The organism is Bradyrhizobium sp. CCBAU 45389, from assembly GCF_028128625.1.
Lineage (GTDB): Bacteria > Pseudomonadota > Alphaproteobacteria > Rhizobiales > Xanthobacteraceae > Bradyrhizobium > Bradyrhizobium liaoningense_B.
Map to the genome: position 1 here is coordinate 46,288 of NZ_LBIY01000006.1, position 16,147 is coordinate 62,434.

The window sequence follows — 16,147 nt, forward strand, 5'->3', positions numbered from 1 at the left end:
CGCGCACGCCGGCGCAAGCGGGCGATCGTGCCGGCCCGTCGGCCCAACCACAAAACATGTCCTCGCCGCTTCAGGCCTGCCGCGGCGTGCTGGTCGGGCTCGGCCTGATCACGGCCATGTTGAACGTGCTGTACCTGACGGGCTCGTTCTTCATGCTCGAGGTCTACGACCGCGTGGTGCCGAGCCACAGCGTGCCGACGCTGATCGGCCTCGCCGCGCTGGTCGGCGCCCTCTACGTGTTCCAGGCATTCCTCGACATTCTGCGCGGACGCATCCTCGTCCGCATCGGCGAGTGGCTCGACCGCGCATTTTCGGCGCGCGCCTACGACATCGTCGCGCGCTGGCCGCTGCGTGCGCGCGCGAGCGGCGACGGGCTGCAGCCGGTGCGCGACCTCGACCAGGTGCGCAGCTATCTCTCCGGGCTCGGCCCCACCGCGCTGTTCGACCTGCCGTGGATTCCGTTCTACCTCACCATCTGCTTCCTGTTTCATCCGCTGATCGGGCTCACGGCGACGATCGGCTCGCTGGTGCTCGTGTCCCTGACCCTTCTGACCAACCGGCTGACGCGTGCGCGCATGAAGGAAGTCGCCGGCCAGATCGCGCAGCGCAATGCGCTCGCCGAGGCCAGCCGCCGGAACGCCGAGGTCTTGCAGGCCATGGGCATGCGCGGGCGCCTCGCTGCGCGCTGGGCGGAGGCCAACGACAGCTACATGGCCACCCAGCGCAGTGCCGCCGATATCACCGGCGGTTTTGGCTCCGTTTCCAAGGTGCTCCGCATGGTGCTGCAATCGGCGGTGCTCGGCGTCGGCGGCTATCTCGTCATCATCCAGGAGGCGACCGCCGGAATCATCATTGCCGGCTCGATCCTCGCGTCGCGCGCGCTCGCGCCGGTCGAGCTCGCCATCGCCCATTGGAAGAGCATGACTGCGGCCCGGCAGAGCTGGAAACGCCTGCAGCAGCACTGGGCGCAACTCCCGGCCGAGGAGGAGAAGACGCCGTTGCCGCCGCCGTGCAAAGCGCTCGCCGTCGAGGCCGTCTCCGTGGTGCCGCCGGGCGAACAGACCCTCGTGGTCCAGGAAGCGTCCTTCGCACTGACCCCGGGACAGGGGCTCGGCATCGTCGGTCCGAGCGCATCGGGCAAGTCGTCGCTAGTGCGCGCCATCGTCGGCGTGTGGGTGTCGGCGCGCGGCAAGGTGCGGCTGGACGGCGCCGCGCTCGACCAATGGAGCTCCGAGGCGCTCGGCCGCCACATCGGCTATCTGCCGCAGGACGTCGAGCTGTTCGCCGGCACGGTGGCGCAGAACATCAACCGCTTCGAACCGGCCCCCGACGCGGAGGCGATGATCGCCGCCGCGCGGGCGGCGGGCGTGCACGAGATGCTGCTGCGATTGCCGAAGGGCTACGACACCCCGATCGGCGAAGGCGGCGCGGCGCTCTCTGCCGGACAGCGGCAGCGCATCGCGCTCGCCCGTGCGCTCTACCGCGATCCCTTCCTGGTGGTGCTGGACGAGCCCAACTCCAATCTCGACGCCGAGGGCGACCAGGCTCTGACGCATGCCATTCACGGCGTGCGCGCGCGCGGCGGCATCGTCATCGTCGTCGCGCATCGCACCAGCGCGCTCGCGGCCGTGGACCAGTTGATCGTGATGGCCGAGGGGCGCGTGCAGGCGTCCGGACCCAAGGACGCGCTTCTGACCAAGATGGTGCAGCCGCGAGCGGGGCCGGTGCCGCTCAAGGTCGTGACCGAGGGAGCTGGTCCATGACCCGCGAGCCGATCAACGTGGTTCCGCGCTCGATCCGCCGGCATCTTTGCGCCGGCCTCGTCGGGGTCATCGTTCTCGCCGGCGGCGTCGGCGGCTGGGCGGCGACCACGGAATTGGCCGGCGCCGTGATCGGCTCCGGCACGCTGGTGGTGGACAGCTACACCAAGAAGGTGCAGCACCCGACCGGCGGCGTGGTCGGAGAACTCAACGTCCGCGAGGGGGCGCGGGTGAAGGCCGGCGACGTGGTCGTGCGCCTCGACGAGACCGTGACGCGGGCCAATCTCCTGATCGTCGTGAAGAGTCTGGACGAGCAGACGGCGCGCCGGGCGCGGCTCGAGGCGGAGCGCGACGGCCAGGACTGGCTCGGCTTTCCCGTGGACCTCGTCGGGCGTGCCGCTGATCCGGATGTCGCTCGCTTGATCGTCGGCGAGCGCAAGCTGTTCGAGCTGCGCCGCGCCGCCCGCGCCGGCAAGAAGGCGCAGCTCAACGAGCGCATCGGCCAGCTTGGCGAGCAGATCCGCGGACTCGACGAGCAGATCCAGGCGAAAGACCGCGAAACCACCTTCATCGACCAGGAGCTTCTGGGCGTGCGCGATCTGTGGCGGAAGAATCTGGTCCAGATCACGCGCCTGACGACGCTCGAGCGCGACGCGGTGCGTCTGCACGGCGAACGCGGTGCCTTGGTCGCCGCTATTGCCGAAGCCAGAGGCCGGATCACCGAGACCACGCTGCAGATCATGCAGATCGATCAGGATCTGCGCACCGAGGTCGGAAAGGATCTCGCCGAGATTCGCGCCAAGACCTCGGAACTGGTCGAGAAACGAGTCGCCGCCGAGGATCAGCTCAAGCGCATCGATATCCGCGCGCCGCAGGACGGCACCGTGCATCAGCTGGCGCTGCACACCGTCGGCGGAGTGATCAGCCCCGGCGAGCAGATCATGCTCATCGTCCCCGCCCACGACGCGCTGGTCGTCGAGGTGCGGATTCCCCCGCACGAGATCGATCGTCTGTCGGTCGGCCAGCCGGTGCTGTTGCGCTTCTCGGCCTTCAACCAGCGCACCACGCCCCAGCTCAACGGCGAAGTGAGCCACGTGTCCGCCGACGTCGCTGTCGACCAGAAGAGCACGACGAGCTTCTATGTGGCCCGCATCGCCGTTCCCGAGGCCGAGCTGGCACGGCTGGGCGACCTCAAGCTGATCGCCGGCATGCCGGTCGAAGCCTTCATTCAGACCGGTCAGCGCACCGTGATGTCGTACCTCGTTAAGCCGTTCTCCGATCAGCTGATGCGCGCCTGGCGCGAGCGCTAGTGCGAGCACGGAAAACGTCAGCTTCGAGTTAGCTTCGACACTTGCGCGCAATCGGCGCGCGCTTGCGAAAAGGGAGACTTGATGCCTCCCATTCCACCCCCAATTCGGATCTGCTGGTTAGAAGTGATAGTTCACACCAATGCGGGCGATGTCGAAGCTCGACTTGATATCGACGTGAGTCGCGATGACGCCCGTCAACCCGGCCGGAGATTGAAGCGAGCCAGTCAAGTTGTAGCTTTTCGTTCCGAAGCCCATGTGCAGATATTCGCCCTTGATCGACCACCCCGCCCCCAAGGCGTATTCGACACCGCCGCCAACCGCGTAGCCGATCAGGACGACACTGTCAGAAGCGTTCATGGAGCCCAGGGGTCCCAGGATCGGCGGAACGAGGTTGGTGACGATACTGCCCGAACTATTGGCTTGCCGCCGCTGCAGCAGTCGCCACATATTTCGTGTAGAATTCGGCGACCCGGCCGCGCCACATGCCGACGAACGCCTCTGACGTCACGTTGTCCACCGATTTCCAGGTGCGCTTGAAGGCCGGAAGTGCATTGCCCCAAATCGCGCGTTTGCACCACCTCTCACCCTTCTCCTTGCCTTCGCTGGTGGCGCACATTGATTTCCAGGCGGTGCGAGCGGGCCGGCTGATGTGCTCAGCGGCGCCTTCCCAGCCCTGCTGATGGATCAGGTAGAGATCGCTCATGTCCGGCGTCCGGTGCGTGATCCACGCGAACTGGACGCCTTCGGTAATGATTTTGTAGGCAGCCGCAACGGCGTTGTCCCGCGGACTGCGAATCTGCCCGAAGCCGAACTTCCCGAACTCATATTGGCTCAGCTGAAACAGCCCGATATACGACCCGGTGCGTTGATTGGGGTTGAAACCGGATTCGATCTTGGCAACCGCCATCATGAAATTGAAATCGAGACCAAACGCGTCGGAAGCGCGCTTGATCTCTTCGGCCGGTGTACCGACCGGAATATCCTTGAACGCACGCAAGACGATCTCCGCCGGTTTCTCGGCGGGCGGCAGTTCGGACCAGACGTAGTAGACCAGATAACGGAAATCCTGCGCCGACGCCGCCTTCGGAGCATCGTTGGACGCATCGCGCTCTGGCGGCAGCGGTTGGACGACATCCTGTCCCAACGACGCCAATTTTGGCGCGACGGCTCCATCGACGATCTCGGCTTCAGTGCTCAACGGCCCGGTACCTGCTGACGTCACCGAGCCAAGCTCTGCTCTTTCTGTCCGAAGCGCTGCCGCAAGTCTGGCGGATGCCTCTGCGTACAAGTCAGGCGTCACCATGTTCGCAGGAGCCGCCATGCTCGCTGTCGCTTCCGGCATGACATCCGGCACCGTCGCGGCCGGTCTGTTACCGGCAGCCAGATAAAATCCCACGGATGCGATGACAGCCACGATGCAGCTGGTCTGCCAAACCTTCACCGCCCGAAGTCCACGGATGGCTTCTGTACAAAGGCTGTTCGCATGGTCCTGCGCCCTGTGGGTGACCCCTCTTCGTAGAATCTTAAGGTTTAAATGTGGTGAACCAGAGCAGGCTTTCTGCCTCGCAACTCGATTTGTTCCCCTTTTGTGTCACAAGCGGCCCCTGGTGGGAGACGCTTGTGGGGGGCGATGGGTCATGAGACGCCGTGACAGCCAAGCGCGGCGACTTCCAGTTTGGACTCGGAAGGCGGCGTTTGTGGCTATGCGCCCCGACAGGCTTCGATCCGCATCTACCCTATCAGCTGCCTCGCCGCCGCCGAGATCATCACCAGCCCGCCGGTGATGACCGCAACGTCGAGGATCGCCGTGTGGATGTGCACCGGCATCCGCTCGACGAAAGCCTTTGCGAGGAACGCGCCGGGGATCGCGATGCCGCCGATCAGAAGTGCAAAGGCCAGCACCTGCGCGGTGACGGCGCCGGCGAGGCCGAACACCGAGATCTTGATGAGGCCGGTGCCGAGCGAGATCATCGCGTCGGTCGCGATCACGGCGGCGCCTTCGAGGCCCGCGGCCATCAAGAGCGAGAGCAGGATCACGCCGGAGCCGGAGGTGCCGCCGACCAGCACGCCGTAACCGACGGAGCCGGCGGCAAGGCCGGTGTCGCCGATCCTGACCTGGCGCCGTCGCAGCACGCGGCGCAGCGGCACGCTCAGCATCAGCATGGTGCCGATCACGAGCGCGGCGCCGGCATTGGTGAGGCGCGTATAGCCGTAGGCGCCGAGCGCGGTGGTCAGCGCCGCACAGGCGAGCACGATCAGCGCGCGGCGACGGTCGGCATGGCGGACATAGGCAAGCGCGCGGCTCGCATTGGTCAGCATCGCGGAGATCGCGATGATCGGCACCACCGGCTCGGCGCCGACCAGCGGCACCAGCACCAAGGGCATCAAGGCGCCGGTGCCGTAGCCGGCGAGACCACCGATGATCGAAGCAAACAACGCCATCAACGCGACCAGCAGGAGCTGAAGGATCGAGATGTCGGCGAAGCCTGAAACGATGGTCACGTTTTCCCGTCGCGGCTGACGCGTGCCGCAGCTTGATCGGCGATGGAAGCGAGCGCGGCTTCCTCTAGGGGAAAATCCGCCGCAAGCCAAGCGTCCTCGGCGAGCGTCAACACATGTCCGAGCGCGGGTCCTTCCGCGAGGCCGCGCGCGATGAAGTCGGCGGCGCGCAGCGGGAATTTCGGCGCAGTCCAGCGCTGCGGCAACTCGGCGAGCGCACGCCAGCGCGGCGAATGCACCTCACCGGCGGCGCGCGCCCAGGCGAGCAACACGCGATCGTGATAGCGCTCAGGGCCGAGCCGGTAGAGCAGCCGCCGTGCATGGGCCTCGTCCTTGGCGGCAAACCGCCACCAGCGATGGCCCATCGAATCCAGCGCCTTGGCTTCGGCATTGGAGAGCCGCAGGCGCACGGCGACGCGCTTGGCGTCCTCCGTCACGGCGACCGTCAGCGCGGCGAGGCGCCGCGTGCTGCTGGGGCTGAGGCCAAGCTCGCGCTCGATCGCGATCATCATCTCCAGCGGGCCGGTATAGGCGACGCCGCCGATCAGCGTTTGCAGCAATCCGCCGTCGGCCATGGCCAATGCGGCCGCGGAGGCGCGAGCTGCCACCAGCAGCTTCAGCATCTCCATGCGCACGCGCTCGGCCGACAGGCTGGCAAGGCCCGCGCGTCCCCGGATGCAGGCGAGATAGCCGTCGCGGTCGGGCACGCCGACCCCGAAGGCGGCGTGGATGCGGAAGAAGCGCAGGATGCGCAAATAGTCCTCGGCGATGCGCTGGTCGGGATCGCCGATGAAGCGCACGCGGCGTGCTTTCGCATCCGCGATGCCGCCGACATGGTCGTAGACGACGCCCCGTGCGTCGACCGACAGGCCGTTCATGGTGAAATCGCGCCGCTCGGCGTCCTTCACCCAGTCGCGGCCGAACGCGACCTTGGCCTTGCGGCCGAAGGTCTCGGTGTCCTCGCGCAGCGTCGTGACTTCGTAAGGATGCCCGTCGATAACCAGCGTGATGGTGCCGTGGTCGATGCCGGTCGGCACGCTCTTGATGCCGGCGGCCTTGGCGCGGCGGATCACCTCCTCCGGCAACGCCGTGGTCGCGATGTCGATGTCGCCGGGCACGAGGCCGAGCAGCGCGTTGCGCACGGCGCCGCCGACCACCCGCGCCTCCTCGCCATCAGCGCCGAGCAATTGCAGGACGCGCGCGGTCCCGCCTGCAGTCAGCCAGGGCGCATCGGCAAGGATCGGCTCCGCGCTCATCATCCAGATCCTATCTTTCCGTGCCCGGCACGAACTTGCCGTTCTCGATATGAGCGGGAACGTAGGTCGAATCCGGTCCGCCGCCGGAGAATTGTGCAAGGCCAATCAGGCCCGCGATCACCAGCGCGACCGCGACCAGGGCGAGGCGGGAGACGATGGTGACCGGCCAGGACGATCGCGCGAACAGTCCGGAACGGGTAGCGGCCAGGAACAACGCATAGACAGCAAAGGGGATGAGGAAGATTCCGATCTCGGTCAGAACCGTCCGGATCATGATGAATAGATCCGCTCATACAGCACACGCAGCATTCCGGCCGTCGCACCCCAGATGTAGCGCTCCGCGAACGGCATCGCGTAGTAGAACCGCTCCATGCCGCGGAATTCCTTGCTGTGCAGCTGATGGTTCACCGGGTTCATCAGGAAAGATAGCGGCACCTCGAACGCGTCATCAACCTCGGAATGGTTGATGGTGAGCGCAAAGCCCGGCCGCACCTTGGCGACCGTCGGCAGGATGCGGAAGCCGAAGCCGGTGCCATAGAGATCGAGATAGCCGATCGGCTCGACGAAATCCCTGGACAGACCGACCTCCTCCTCGGCCTCGCGCAGCGCGGCATCGAGCGGCGACGCGTCGGTCGCGTCGATCTTGCCGCCGGGAAAGGCGATCTGGCCTGCGTGATCGTTGAGATGGGCCGAGCGCTGCGTCAGCAAAATGGTCGGCTCGGGATGGTCGACCACGGCGATCAGCACCGCTGCGGGGCGCACCGGCTGCTCGCGCGCGATGATCTCCAGCATCTTGTCGGTGCCGGGATCGCCCGAGGCGGGAATGATGTTGGGGTCGTAGAGGCCGGGCGGCACGTCGAAGCCGAGCCGAGCCCGCGAGCGGGCGAAGAAATCCGTAGCTCCCAGCGCGACGGGTTCGCGCTCAGGCTTGCTATCGGGGATAGGCTTGTTCAAAGCGCGGCCCTCACCTGCTCCGCGTCGGCCATGGCGAAGAATTCGCCGGCCGACTCGACGCCGAACATCGGCTGGCCATCGACCATCCGCTCCTCGCCCATGTCAACCAGATCGTAGTAGAGCGCACGGGTCACCTTGGCCCAGAGATCGGCGCGGACATGCAGGTAAGGCGTCAGCCCGCCGTCCGCCGCCTGCTCGAAGCGCAGCCGGTGCGCGGCATCGCAAATCACCCAGTCGTCGACATTGGTGCGGAAGCTCAGCACGCGATGGTTGTCCTCGCCCTCCTTCTGCATTTCGACCGCCATGAACGGCGCGTCGTCGACGCGGATGCCGACCTTCTCCACCGGCGTCACGAGGAAATGCTTGTCGCCCTCGCGCTTCAGGATAGTCGAGAACAGGCGGACGAGGGCGTGACGCCCGATTGGCGTCCCCATGTAGAACCAAGTACCATCGGAAGCGATTCGGATGTCGAGATCGCCGCAAAACGGCGGATTCCACAGATGCACCGGAGGCAGGCCCTTTTTGGCGCCTTCGGCACTGGCAGCACTTTTGGCGGCGGCAGTCAGCCCCTCAAGACCGCGCTCGGCGCTCTGCCCTTGGTTCGCCATGGTTTGCCCTGACTTTGTCATCTGGCACGATTGGTGCAGGTCTACGTCGTAGATTGGTGCTCGGTTCCACCCCGGATTAGTCCGGTGTGCAGGTCGCCACTTCGTGATGCCCTACATACCCTTAAGCCGATAAGGTGGGGATAGGTTAATTCAACGAATACATGGCCTTCCTGCAAGTCTAGCATAGGGCCCATGTGCTGGCGTGACGACGCAGGAAAGTGACGACGCAAGCAAGCCGCATGGCAGGCTGAAGGAGCGAGCGAAATGGCGGAGAGTGTCGAGAAACTCGAGGACGGGATCGTCCGTTCGGCCGAGCAGGTGTCGGCCCAGGTTCGCGCGGCGAAGGAGGCGATCGCATCCGTCATCTTCGGCCAGGACCGCGTCATCGAGAACACGCTGGTCACGATCCTCTCCGGCGGCCATGCGCTGCTGATCGGCGTGCCCGGCCTTGCCAAGACCAAGCTGGTCGAGACGCTCGGCGTCACGCTCGGTCTGGACGCCAAGCGCATCCAGTTCACGCCCGACCTGATGCCGTCGGACATCCTCGGTGCCGAGGTGCTGGATGAGAGCACCGCGGGCAGGCGCGCCTTCCGCTTCATTGCCGGTCCCGTGTTCGCGCAGCTCTTGATGGCCGACGAGATCAACCGCGCCAGCCCGCGCACGCAGTCCGCGCTCCTGCAGGCGATGCAGGAGCAGCACATCACCGTTGCCGGCGCGCGTCATGATCTGCCGAAACCCTTCCACGTGCTCGCCACGCAAAACCCGCTGGAGCAGGAAGGCACCTATCCGCTGCCGGAAGCGCAGCTCGACCGCTTCCTGATGGAGATCGACGTCGACTATCCCGACCGCGAGGCCGAGCGACGCATCCTGTTCGAAACCACCGGCGCCGAGGAGACGCTGGCGAAGGGCTCGATGAGTGCGGATGCGCTGATCACCGCGCAGCGGCTGGTCCGCCGCCTGCCGGTCGGCGATTCCGTGGTGGAAGCGATCCTGTCGCTGGTGCGCTCGGCCCGTCCGGGCGAAGAGAGCGGCGAAGCCGGCAAGTTCATCGCCTGGGGCCCCGGCCCGCGCGCCAGCCAATCGCTGATGCTCGCCGTGCGCGCCCGCGCGCTGATCGACGGGCGTCTCGCACCCTCGATCGACGACGTGCTCGACCTTGCCGAGCCCATTTTGAAGCATCGCATGGCGCTGACGTTCCAGGCGCGCGCCGAAGGGCGCACGATTCCGGACGTGATCCGGCAATTGAAGACACGGATCGGTTGATGGCCGCAGAGACCGGGCACACAGCGAAGGAGATCATTGCGATCCGACGTGCCGATGGCGAAAGCCGTACGCTCGCCGCTTCGCTGCCGCGCCTTGTCCTCGAAGCCCGCCGCGTTGCCGCCAACGTCATCCACGGCCTGCACGGCCGTCGCCGCGCCGGCTCCGGCGAAAATTTCTGGCAATACCGCCGCTTCGTCTCCGGCGAGCCGGCGCAGAACGTCGACTGGCGCCGCTCGGCGCGCGACGACCATCTCTATGTCCGCGAGCTCGAATGGGAAGCCTCGCACACCGTCTGGATCTGGCCCGACCGCTCGCCCTCGATGGCGTTCGCCTCGAAGGCCGCGCGCGAATCCAAGCTCGAGCGGACGCTGATCGTCGCCTTCGCGCTGGCCGAGCTGCTGGTGTCGGGCGGCGAACGCGTCGGCATTCCCGGGCTGATGGCGCCGACCGCGAGCCGCAGCGTCATCGACAAGATGGCGCAGGCGATGCTGCATGACGATGCCGACCGTCTCAGCCTGCCGCCCTCCTTCGTTCCGTCCGCGCTCGCCGAGATCATCGTGCTGTCGGATTTCTGGTCGCCGATCTCCGAGATCAGTGCGACGCTCGCCGGGCTCTCCGGCTCCGGCGCGCATGGCACGATGGTGCAGGTCGTCGATCCCGCCGAGGAGTCGTTCCCCTATTCCGGCCGCATCGAGTTCGTCGAGCCCGAGGGCTTTGGCGTGATCACCGCCGGCCGCGCCGAGAGCTGGGCGCAGGATTACACCGCGCGCCTTGCGCTGCATCGCGACCAGATCCGCGCCGAGACCTCGAAGCTCGACTGGCTGTTCACGACGCATGCGACCGACCGCTCCGCCGCCGAGCTGCTGCTGTATCTGCACGCCGGCATGCAGGTGAGCAAATCTGGCGCGCGCACCACGACCATCAAGGCGGGGCCGGCCGCATGATGGGATTACCGCTCGCTTTCACCGAACCGTTGCTCCTGATCGGCCTCGTCAGCCTGCCGGTGCTATGGTGGCTGCTCCGCGTGATGCCGCCGCGGCCGCGCCGCATCGAGTTTCCGCCGACACGACTGCTGTTCGACATCGCACCGCGCGAGGAGACGCCCTCGCGGACGCCGTGGTGGCTGACCGCGCTACGCCTTTTGGCTGCGGCCCTCGTCATTTTCGCCGCCGCCGGCCCGATCTGGAATCCGCAGGTCGGCGCCGCAGGCAGCAAGGCGCCACTGATGATCATGCTCGACGACGGCTGGAGCGCGGCCTCGAACTGGGACGTCAGGATCAGGGCCGCCGACGAGCTGATCGCGAATGCCGACAATGATCGCCGCGCCATCGCGCTGGTGCCGCTGTCCGAGCCGAACCGCGACATCACCCTGATGCCGGCGGGCGCGGCGCGCGTGGCGCTGCGCCAGCTCGCGCCAAAGCCCTATTCGATCGAGCGCGTCGAGACGCTCGCCGCGGTCGACCGCTTCCTCAAGGCGACCGGCGATTGCGAGATCGCCTGGCTGTCCGATGGCGTCGACACCGGCCGCGGCGAGGAATTCGTAGCTGGCCTCGGCAAGACCTTAGGGGATCGCAGCCTGACCATCTTCGAAGGCGGCACCTCCTCGCCGCTGGCGCTGGTCGCGGCCGAGAACGCCGCGGCGAAGATGACGGTGAAGGTGCTGCGCACCGACAGCGGCATTGCGGTCGGCACCGTGCGCGCGCTGGACCAGAAGGCCTCGCCGATCGGCGAAGCGCGCTTCTCGTTCGGCCCGCAGGACAAGGAGACCGACGCCGCATTCGACCTGCCGGTCGAGCTGCGCAACGACATCACCCGGCTCGAGATCTCGGGCGAGCGCTCGGCCGGCGCGGTGCAGCTGCTCGACAAGCGCTGGCGCCGCCGTGCCATCGGCATCGTCTCGGGCTCGACCAGCGAGACCGCGCAGCCGCTGCTGGCGCCAACCTTCTACCTCACCCGGGCGCTGGCGCCGTTCGCCGACGTGCGGCTCGCCGACAAGGGCTCGCCGCAGCAGGGCATCACGCAGTTCCTGGACCAGAAGCTGCCGATGATCATCCTCGCCGATGTCGGCACCATCGCCCCCGAAATCCGCGAGCGCCTCAACGCCTGGATCGACCAGGGCGGCGTGCTGGTGCGCTTCGCAGGTCCCCGCCTCGCGCAGGCCGAGGACGATCTCGTGCCGGTGAAGCTTCGCAAGGGCGGCCGCACGCTCGGCGGCAGCCTGACCTGGGAGAAGCCGCAGCATCTCGCCTCTTTCGCGAGCGACGGCCCGTTCGCCGGCGTCGTGGTGCCCAAGGACGTCACCGTGAGCCGCCAGGTGCTGGCCGAGCCCGACGCGGTGCTCGCCACCAAGAGCTGGGCCTCGCTGGAAGACGGCACGCCGCTCGTCACCGGCGAGCATCGCGGCAAGGGCATCGTCAGCCTGTTCCATGTCAGCGCCGACATGCGCTGGTCGGATCTGCCGATGTCGGGCATCTTCGTCGAAATGCTGAGGCGGGTCGTCGACATGTCCGGCTACACCAGCAAGCCCGGCCCCGGCGTTGCCAGCGAGGCGACCACTGAAACGGTGGCGCCGCTGCACATCCTCGACGGCTTCGGTGCGTTCGGCCCGCCGCCGGCGACCGCAAAGCCGCTGCCTGCGGACTATCGCGACCGCGCCACACCCGATCATCCGCCGGGCTTCTATGGTCCCGCAGAAGGACCGCTCGCCGTGAACACGCTTGCCAGCGCCGACCGCATCGCCGCCCTGAACACCGCGAGCCTGCGCGCCCGGCACGCCACCTACACCAATGCCGAACCGCGCGATCTGCGCGGCTGGCTGCTGTCGACCGCGCTCGGGCTGTTCCTGATCGACGCCATCATCGTCGCACTGCTCGGCGGCGGCCTCGCCGCGCTGCTGCGCCGCCGCGCTGCGCCGGCGATGATCGTCCTCGGGCTCGCGCTTGCGGGCACCATTGCACTGTCGCCGACGCCGTTGCGTGCCGACAGCGCCGCGGACGAGTTCGCGATGAAGGCGGTGTCGCAGACCCGCCTCGCCTATGTCGTCACCGGCAATGCCGACGTCGATTCCATCGTCAAGGCCGGCCTCACCGGACTGACGCTGTTCCTGGCGCAGCGCACGGCGCTGGAGGCCGGCGATCCCGTCGGCATCGATCCCGCGCGCGACGAGCTCGCCTTCTTCCCGCTGATCTACTGGCCGATCGTGCCCGGTGCGCCCAAGCCGCCGCAGGACGCCATCAACAAGATCGACGCCTATATGAAGCAGGGCGGCACCGTGCTGTTCGATACCCGCGACGCCTATGAGGCGCCTCCCGGCGACAACGGCGCCTCGCAGACGCCGGGCATGCGGGCCTTGCGCGAGATCCTGTCCTCGCTCGACGTGCCCGAGCTCGAGCCGGTGCCGCGCGAGCACGTGCTGACCAAGACCTTCTACCTGCTGCGCGACTTCCCCGGCCGCTTCAACACCGGCCAGACCTGGGTCGAGACCCTGCCGCGCGACGAGGACGAGGACAGCGCGCAGCGCCCGGCGCGTGGCGGCGACGGTGTCTCGCCGATCATCATCACCTCGAACGATCTTGCCGGCGCCTGGGCCGTGCGCCCCGACGGCCAGTACATGCTGCCGGTGACCAGCGGCGACACCCGCCAGCGCGAATTCGCCTACCGCGCCGGCGCCAACATCGTGATGTACACGCTGACCGGCAACTACAAGGCCGACCAGGTGCACGCACCGGCCCTGATCGAACGGCTGGGGCAATGAGCATGATCCGGAAAAGTGGAAGCCGGTTTTCCGGCGAGATCATGCTCTCAACGAATAGAAGCTCGATATGAATTACGGCATCGCGTTCACGCCGCTTGTTCCCGCGATCGTCCTGTGGCTCGCGCTGGCCGCGATCGTGGTCATCGCCATCCTGCTGCTGGTGGCGCGTGCCCGCGGTGCGGCCGTGCGTGTGGCCGCGCTGGCGCTGTTCCTGCTGGCGCTCGCCAATCCCTCCTTCACCCGCGAGGACCGCGATCCGCTCACCTCGGTCGCGGCCATCGTCGTCGACAAGAGCCCGAGCCAGAATTTCGGCAACCGCAATCGCGAGGCCGCCCAGGCGCAGGAGGCGCTGGTCGACGGCCTGAAGAAGATCAAGGGCCTGGAGGTCCGCGTCGTCGACGCCGGCCAGGCCGACGGCGAGACCGACGGCACGAGACTGTTCGGCGCCCTCGCCTCGGCGCTGTCGGACGTGCCGGTCGACCGCGTCGCCGGCGCGTTCCTGATCACCGACGGCCGCGTTCACGATATTCCCGCGAGCGCCGCCGCGCTCGGCTTCCAGGCGCCGGTGCACGCGCTGATCACCGGACAGAAGGACGAGCGCGACCGCCGCATCGCGATCACGGCGGCGCCGCGCTTCGGCATCGTCGGCCAGATGCAGACCATCAGCTACCGGCTCGACGACCAGGGCGTTTCCGGCGAGCGCGCCAGGGTCACGGTGCGCCGCGACGGCGAGGTGATCAACGAGCGCACGCTCTCCAGCGGCCAGAGCGCGAGCGTCGACGTCGACATCAAGCATGCCGGGCCGAACATCGTCGAGATCGAGGCCTCGCCGCTCGAGAAGGAATTGACGCCGGTGAACAACCGCGCCGTCGTCGCCATCGACGGCGTGCGCGACAAGCTGCGCGTGCTGCTGGTCTCGGGCGAGCCGCATTCCGGCGAGCGCACCTGGCGCAACCTCCTGAAGTCCGACGCCAGCGTCGACCTCGTACACTTCACGATTCTAAGGCCGCCGGAGAAGCAGGACGGCACGCCGATCAACGAATTGTCGCTGATCGCGTTTCCGACCCGCGAGCTGTTCCAGCAGAAGATCAACGAATTCCAGCTGATCATCTTCGACCGCTACGCCCGCCAGGGCGTGCTGCCGATCGCCTATTTCGACAACATCGCGCGCTATGTGCGCGGCGGCGGCGCGGTGCTGGTCTCGGCCGGCCCCGACTACGCCTCCAACACCAGCATCTGGCGCACGCCGCTGGATTCGGTGCTGCCGGCCGAGCCGGTCGGCGTGACCGAAAAACCGTTCTATGCGCATCTGTCCGATATCGGCAAACGCCATCCGGTCACGCGTGGGTTGGAGGGATCGGGATCCGAGCCGCCGCGCTGGAGCCGGTTCTTCCGCACCGTCGACACCCGCAATTCCGTCAACCCGCCGGTGATGACGGGCCTCGACGGCAAGCCGCTGCTGTTCCTGTCGCGCTTCGGCGAGGGGCGCGTCGCGCTGCTGCTCTCCGACCACATCTGGCTGTGGGCACGCGGCTATGAGGGCGGCGGCCCGCATCTCGATTTGCTCAGGCGGATGTCGCATTGGCTGATGAAGCAGCCCGATCTCGACGAGGAAGCGCTGCGCCTCCAGGTGCAGGGCAAGAATCTCGTCGTGGTGCGCCAGACCATGGCGGACAGCGTCCAGCCCGTCAGCGTGACCTCGCCGTCGGGCGTGTCGCAAGACCTGACGCTCAGCGCCGGCGATCCCGGCGAGTGGCGCGCGAGCCTGCCGGCGAACGAGCTCGGCCTGTGGCAGGCGACCGACGGCACGCTGAAGGCGCTCATCAATGTCGGCCCGACCAATCCGAAGGAATTTTCGGAGGTCACCTCCACCACCGAGACATTGAGGCCGCTGACGCAGGCGACCGGCGGCAATGCCGTGCGCGTCGTCGACGGCAACAATGTCGAGCTGCCGCGCATCGTGCCGTCGCGCTCGGCGAGCGTCTTTGCCGGCGACGGCTGGATGGGCGTGCGGATGCGCGACGCCAGCGTCGTGAAGGGCGTCGGCGTGCTGCCGATCTTCGCCGGCCTGATCGGCCTGCTGCTGCTGCTCGGCGCGTTTGCTGCGACCTGGGTGCGCGAGGGGCGCTAGTTGCCCGAAGGACACATCGGGCCGGCTGCCTGTACGCGCGGCCCGCCCTGCCGTTGACATCCACCGACCGGTCAGGCGATGTTACATTATAACATCGCGATGCCCCAGGGTTGGCGCCTCGCGATGCGGGGTGGCGTCTGCAGATGAAGTGGTTCCGGTCGAATATCAGGCACGGTGCCCGGCTCGCGTTGTTCGCGATGCTGGTGCAATTCGCGCTGACCTTCGGCCATAGCCACTGGTTCGCCCAGGCCGCCCCCCTCGCGGCAGCCTCGCTTCAGCAGACCGACAGCAGCAAGGACATCGCTTCGGTCGACGATGCTTCGGTCCAGAAGCAATCGCCCTCCGCCCCGGACCGGGAGCAGCCGGGCGACGACAATTGCGCGATCTGCGCCGTCGTTGCGATGGCAGGCACGGTCCTGTTCGCGACGCCGCCGCTGCTGCAGCTGCCGCAGGCGATCGAGCTGCTCTACCGCACCACTGATGCCGAGTTCATCCATCTGAAATCGGCCGGCACGGCGTTCCAGCCGCGCGCCCCTCCCGCGTCCTGACTCCAGACATCGCTAGATCACGCCCGCCCTCGCCGCTTCAGGCGATCGGCCGGGAGAAAGTTTG

General features: G+C 67.3%; 14 protein-coding genes. 7 read left to right on the forward strand and 7 right to left on the reverse strand.

Features of this window, described 5'->3' with window-relative positions:
• Window positions 1-56: 56 nt before the first annotated feature.
• Both XH79_RS04890 and XH79_RS04895 read left to right on the forward strand, forming a co-directional pair.
• The gene (locus tag XH79_RS04890) at window positions 57-1,763 is read left to right on the forward strand and encodes a type I secretion system permease/ATPase (protein ID WP_271580968.1); all 1,707 of its coding nucleotides are present in this window, start codon (window positions 57-59) and stop codon (window positions 1,761-1,763) included.
• Window positions 1,760-3,070 (forward strand): HlyD family type I secretion periplasmic adaptor subunit, encoded by a 1,311-nt coding sequence (locus XH79_RS04895; RefSeq protein ID WP_212347645.1) that lies wholly within the window; start codon window positions 1,760-1,762, stop codon window positions 3,068-3,070. The genes XH79_RS04890 and XH79_RS04895 overlap by 4 nt, the downstream gene beginning before the upstream one ends.
• A gap of 117 nt (window positions 3,071-3,187) precedes the next feature.
• Here XH79_RS04895 and XH79_RS04900 read toward each other — a convergent pair whose 3' ends face one another.
• From XH79_RS04900 to XH79_RS04930, 7 genes are all read right to left on the reverse strand, one after another.
• On the reverse strand, window positions 3,188-3,427 hold the full coding sequence (locus tag XH79_RS04900; RefSeq protein WP_212347642.1) for an outer membrane protein: 240 nt from the start codon (window positions 3,425-3,427) through the stop codon (window positions 3,188-3,190).
• 55 nt (window positions 3,428-3,482) lie between these two features.
• Window positions 3,483-4,511, reverse strand: coding sequence for a transglycosylase SLT domain-containing protein (locus tag XH79_RS04905; protein ID WP_271580897.1), 1,029 nt, complete (start codon window positions 4,509-4,511; stop codon window positions 3,483-3,485).
• A gap of 290 nt (window positions 4,512-4,801) precedes the next feature.
• Entirely contained in the window at window positions 4,802-5,572 is a 771-nt protein-coding gene (locus XH79_RS04910; protein WP_271580898.1) for a sulfite exporter TauE/SafE family protein, read from the reverse strand.
• Entirely contained in the window at window positions 5,569-6,825 is a 1,257-nt protein-coding gene (locus tag XH79_RS04915; protein WP_271580969.1) for a CCA tRNA nucleotidyltransferase, read from the reverse strand. Before XH79_RS04915 ends, XH79_RS04910 begins: the two co-directional genes overlap by 4 nt.
• 10 nt (window positions 6,826-6,835) lie before the next feature.
• A complete protein-coding gene (locus tag XH79_RS04920; RefSeq protein WP_271580899.1) occupies window positions 6,836-7,099 on the reverse strand; it encodes a DUF6111 family protein in 264 nt (87 codons plus the stop codon).
• Window positions 7,096-7,779 carry a CoA pyrophosphatase gene (locus tag XH79_RS04925; RefSeq protein ID WP_212347627.1) on the reverse strand — a complete coding sequence of 228 codons (684 nt, stop codon included), beginning with the start codon at window positions 7,777-7,779 and terminating at the stop codon, window positions 7,096-7,098. Before XH79_RS04925 ends, XH79_RS04920 begins: the two co-directional genes overlap by 4 nt.
• Entirely contained in the window at window positions 7,776-8,387 is a 612-nt protein-coding gene (locus XH79_RS04930; RefSeq protein ID WP_212347624.1) for a DUF1285 domain-containing protein, read from the reverse strand. The genes XH79_RS04925 and XH79_RS04930 overlap by 4 nt, the downstream gene beginning before the upstream one ends.
• A 264-nt stretch (window positions 8,388-8,651) precedes the next feature.
• On the opposite strand from XH79_RS04930, the gene XH79_RS04935 reads away from it, so the two are divergent.
• The 5 genes from XH79_RS04935 (at window position 8,652) to XH79_RS04955 (ending at window position 16,083) form a co-directional block, all read left to right on the forward strand.
• Window positions 8,652-9,650 carry an AAA family ATPase gene (locus XH79_RS04935; protein ID WP_271580900.1) on the forward strand — a complete coding sequence of 333 codons (999 nt, stop codon included), beginning with the start codon at window positions 8,652-8,654 and terminating at the stop codon, window positions 9,648-9,650.
• Complete coding sequence (locus XH79_RS04940; protein WP_271580901.1) at window positions 9,650-10,594, forward strand: DUF58 domain-containing protein; 945 nt, start codon at window positions 9,650-9,652, stop codon at window positions 10,592-10,594. The genes XH79_RS04935 and XH79_RS04940 overlap by 1 nt, the downstream gene beginning before the upstream one ends.
• A complete protein-coding gene (locus XH79_RS04945) occupies window positions 10,591-13,404 on the forward strand; it encodes a DUF4159 domain-containing protein (RefSeq protein WP_271580902.1) in 2,814 nt (937 codons plus the stop codon). The genes XH79_RS04940 and XH79_RS04945 overlap by 4 nt, the downstream gene beginning before the upstream one ends.
• Window positions 13,405-13,471: 67 nt before the next feature.
• The gene (locus tag XH79_RS04950; protein WP_212347612.1) at window positions 13,472-15,535 is read left to right on the forward strand and encodes a hypothetical protein; all 2,064 of its coding nucleotides are present in this window, start codon (window positions 13,472-13,474) and stop codon (window positions 15,533-15,535) included.
• 143 nt (window positions 15,536-15,678) lie between these two features.
• Entirely contained in the window at window positions 15,679-16,083 is a 405-nt protein-coding gene (locus XH79_RS04955) for a DUF2946 domain-containing protein (RefSeq protein ID WP_271580903.1), read from the forward strand.
• Window positions 16,084-16,147: the final 64 nt, after the last annotated feature.